Here is a 3,787-nt window from a genome sequence, read left to right on the forward strand (position 1 = left end):
GTAGAAGAAGGATTAAGATTCTCAATAAGAGAAGGTGGAAGAACAGTAGCTTCAGGAGTTGTTGCTACAATAATCGAGTAATTCTTTTTACTAAACTGATGGATTAAAGAATAATAAAAAGAGGGGTTATGCTCCTCTTTTTTTAACATAGAAATACAAAAACATTGACACAGCATAGGATTTTGTGATAACTTATACAAGGTAATGATTATAGGAAGTTAATAATATCTTGAATACTGTAGATTTTTAATAAATACATATTTTAAAGATATTATATTCACATATATTAACAATATATATTATTGTATTACAAAGTTGGAGGTGTATCAGATGAGAGTTAAAGTAACTTTAGCATGTACAGAGTGTAAGCAAAGAAACTACAACACTACTAAGAATAAGAAAAACAATCCAGACAGAATAGAATTACAAAAATATTGTAGATTCTGTAAAAAGCATACAACTCATAAAGAAACAAAATAGTTTTATAAGGATGTGAGTATGGAATGGCTGCCCAAACAAATGACGGTGCAAAAACTAAAAAGAGATTCAGTTTATTTGGTTATTTAAAAGAAACTAAACAAGAATTGAAAAGAGTTACATGGCCGACAAAAAAAGAATTGTTTAAAAACACAGGTATAGTTTTAACTGTAGTTATTTCATGCACTATATTAGTATGGGGTATAGACACTATATTATCTGGTGCACTAGCGTTATTACTAAAATAGACGAAAAGAGGTAAGTTAAATGTCAGAATTACAAGAAGCAAGTTGGTATGTAGTTCATACTTATTCGGGACATGAAAATAAAGTTAAAGCTACAATAGAAAAAGCAGTTAAAACAAGAAGTATGGAAGACTGCATAAGACAAGTAGTTGTTCCAACAGAAGAAGTAGTGGAAACTACTAAAACTGGAAAAGAGAAAACTAGACAACGTAAAGTTTATCCAAGTTATGTTTTGGTTAAAATGATAATAACTGATGAATCTTGGTATGTAGTAAGAAATACTAAGGGAGTTACAGGTTTCGTTGGACCTGGTTCAAAACCAGTACCATTAAGTGAAGATGAAGTTAAAGCTATGGGCATAGATACAACTGACCCTAAAGTAGTAAATAGTGATATTGACTTTGAAATAGGGGATACAGTAAAGGTATCTCAAGGACCATTTAGTGGACAAGTAGGAAACATAGAAGAAATTGACGTAGAAAACAGAGAAGTTAAAGTGTGCATAAATGCATTTGGTAAAAGGACTCTATTTGTAATAGAGCTTGAAGGTATAGAAAAAATCTAATACTATTATTATAGAAAAATCTGAGGAGGTGCGCTCAAAATGGCTAAAAAAGTTATAGGTCAAATAAAATTACAAATACCTGCAGGAAAGGCTACTCCAGCGCCACCAGTTGGACCAGCATTAGGACAACATGGTGTTAATATAATGGGATTCACAAAAGAATTTAATGCTAAAACTGCAGATCAAGCTGGAATGATAATACCAGTTGTTATAACTGTATATCAAGATAGATCATTCAGTTTTATAACAAAAACTCCACCAGCTGCAGTTTTAATTAAAAAAGCATTAAATTTAAAATCAGGTTCTGGAGAACCAAACAAAAAGAAAGTTGCTAAAATAACTTCAGCTCAAGTAAGAGAAATAGCTGAATTAAAAATGCCTGACTTAAATGCTGCATCAGTAGAAGCTGCTATGAGTATGATAGCTGGTACTGCTAGAAGCATGGGTGTTGTAGTAGAAGACTAAGATACACTTTTTTTTATAAAGTGGGAGGCGAAAAGCCGAGATTAACCACAAGGAGGAAAATAAAATGGCTAAAAAAGGTAAAAGATATGCAGGTGCATTACAAAAAGTAGATAGAACTAAATTCTATGATGCATCAGAAGCATTAACATTAGTTTCAGATATAGCTGGAGCTAAATTTGACGAGACAGTAGAAGCACACATTAAATTAGGTGTTGACTCAAGACATGCTGATCAACAAGTAAGAGGTGCAGTTGTATTACCTCACGGAACTGGTAAAACTAAGAGAGTTTTAGTTTTTGCTAAAGGTGAAAAAGCTAAAGAAGCTGAACAAGCTGGTGCTGACTTTGTAGGAGCTGAAGAATTAGTTCAAAAAATACAAGGTGAAAACTGGTTTGATTTTGATATAGTAGTTGCTACTCCAGATATGATGGGTGTAGTAGGTAGATTAGGTAGAGTATTAGGACCTAAAGGTTTAATGCCAAACCCTAAATCAGGAACAGTTACATTTGATGTAGCTAAAGCTATAGATGAAATAAAAGCTGGTAAAGTTGAATACAGATTAGACAAAACTAACATAATACACGTTCCAGTAGGAAAAGTATCATTTGGTGGAGAAAAATTATCTGAAAACTTTGCTGCATTAATGGATGCTATAATAAAAGCTAAACCAGCTGCTGCTAAAGGGCAATATTTAAGAAGTATAACTGTAGCTTCTTCAATGGGACCTGGAGTTAAAATAAACCCAGCAAGAACAGCTGAATAATAAAACTGTTGACACAGGTTGACAAAAGTGTTATTATATCATTTGTCAATGTAAAAAAGAATAGATTTGCCGTAGATAGTGGGTGCAAAAGCTTAATATCCCACCGAGGTTTTAGATAAATTGAGATTACTAAAGCTTTTGATGTCTACTTTTGGCAACAAAAGCTTTTTATAATGTTGCGGTAAATACTAAGCCTATTTGGTGAAGGAGGTGCACATCTAGATGAGAAAAGCTATAGAAATTAAATCAGAAGTTGTTTCTGAAATAGTTGAAAAGTTACAAAAATCTTCTGCTGCGGTTGTTGTAGATTACAAAGGATTAACAGTTGAAGAAGTAACTGAGTTAAGAAAACAAATGAGAGAAGCTGGTGTAGATTACAAAGTATATAAAAATACTTTAGTTAGAAGAGCAGCTAAAGAAGTTGGTATAGAGCAATTCAATGAAGAATTATTAATTGGTACTAATGCTATAGCATTTGGATATGATGATCCAGTTGCTCCAGCTAGAATATTAAAAGGATTCATGGATTCTCATCCAAAGATGAAATTAAAGATGGGTGTTGTAGAAGGTGTATTCTATGACGAAGCTAAGATTGTTGAAATGGCTAACATACCATCAAGAGAAGTTCTTATCGCTAAATTACTTGGTAGCTTAAAAGCTCCAATATCAAACTTTGCATACTTAATAGATGCAATAGCGAAAAAGGCAGAAGGTCAAGAAGAAGCTTAATTGCTTAACTAAAAAATTATAAATATTAATTTGAAAAGAAAATTCGGAGGTGCTAAAAATGACAATAGAACAAATATTAGAAGCTATAGAAAATATGAAAGTTTTAGAATTAAATGAATTAGTTAAAGCTGCTGAAGAAAAATTCGGCGTTTCAGCTTCAGCTCCAGTAATGGTAGCTGGTGCAGCTGCTGGTGGACCAGCTGCTGAAGAAAAAACTGAGTTTGATGTAGTATTAGCTGAGGTTGGTTCTTCAAAAGTTGGAGTTATAAAAGCAGTTAGAGAAATAACAGGATTAGGATTAAAAGAAGCTAAAGAAGTAGTTGACAATGCTCCTAAGACAGTTAAAGAAGGAGCTTCTAAAGAAGAAGCTGATCAAATAAAAGAAAAATTAGAAGCTGCTGGAGCTAAAGTAGAAGTTAAGTAGTTTCTTTAAAAAGATACCCATTTGGGTATCTTTTTTTATTTATAGAAAATTGTAAATAAAATATTTCTACAAAATAAAAAAAATTTATATAATAGTATTAAATTAAGGGTATCATATAG

General features: G+C 32.1%; 7 protein-coding genes, 1 pseudogene and 1 other annotated feature. All 8 genes and pseudogenes read left to right on the forward strand.

Features of this window, described 5'->3' with window-relative positions; genetic code table 11:
• Positions 1-81: pseudogene (locus tag KGF52_RS20485) on the forward strand (elongation factor Tu); the annotation flags it as partial.
• Positions 82-330: 249 nt separating this feature from the next.
• Positions 331-480 (forward strand): 50S ribosomal protein L33, encoded by a 150-nt coding sequence (gene rpmG / locus KGF52_RS20490; protein WP_003421192.1) that lies wholly within the window; start codon positions 331-333, stop codon positions 478-480.
• Between the two features lie 23 nt (positions 481-503).
• On the forward strand, positions 504-725 hold the full coding sequence (gene secE / locus KGF52_RS20495) for a preprotein translocase subunit SecE (RefSeq protein ID WP_227437053.1): 222 nt from the start codon (positions 504-506) through the stop codon (positions 723-725).
• A gap of 19 nt (positions 726-744) precedes the next feature.
• A complete protein-coding gene (gene nusG / locus KGF52_RS20500; RefSeq protein WP_227830405.1) occupies positions 745-1,287 on the forward strand; it encodes a transcription termination/antitermination protein NusG in 543 nt (180 codons plus the stop codon).
• Between the two features lie 39 nt (positions 1,288-1,326).
• Entirely contained in the window at positions 1,327-1,752 is a 426-nt protein-coding gene (gene rplK, locus KGF52_RS20505) for a 50S ribosomal protein L11 (protein WP_054268674.1), read from the forward strand.
• A gap of 64 nt (positions 1,753-1,816) precedes the next feature.
• Positions 1,817-2,515, forward strand: coding sequence for a 50S ribosomal protein L1 (rplA, locus tag KGF52_RS20510; RefSeq protein ID WP_227437049.1), 699 nt, complete (start codon positions 1,817-1,819; stop codon positions 2,513-2,515).
• Between the two features lie 51 nt (positions 2,516-2,566).
• Positions 2,567-2,695: a sequence feature (ribosomal protein L10 leader region), on the forward strand.
• A gap of 42 nt (positions 2,696-2,737) precedes the next feature.
• Entirely contained in the window at positions 2,738-3,244 is a 507-nt protein-coding gene (gene rplJ, locus KGF52_RS20515; RefSeq protein ID WP_227437047.1) for a 50S ribosomal protein L10, read from the forward strand.
• Between the two features lie 58 nt (positions 3,245-3,302).
• Complete coding sequence (rplL, locus tag KGF52_RS20520) at positions 3,303-3,668, forward strand: 50S ribosomal protein L7/L12 (protein WP_021382505.1); 366 nt, start codon at positions 3,303-3,305, stop codon at positions 3,666-3,668.
• The last annotated feature ends 119 nt before the right edge of the window (positions 3,669-3,787 follow it).

Origin of the sequence: Clostridioides sp. ZZV15-6597, from assembly GCF_020657815.1 — a bacterium.
Lineage (GTDB): Bacteria > Bacillota > Clostridia > Peptostreptococcales > Peptostreptococcaceae > Clostridioides.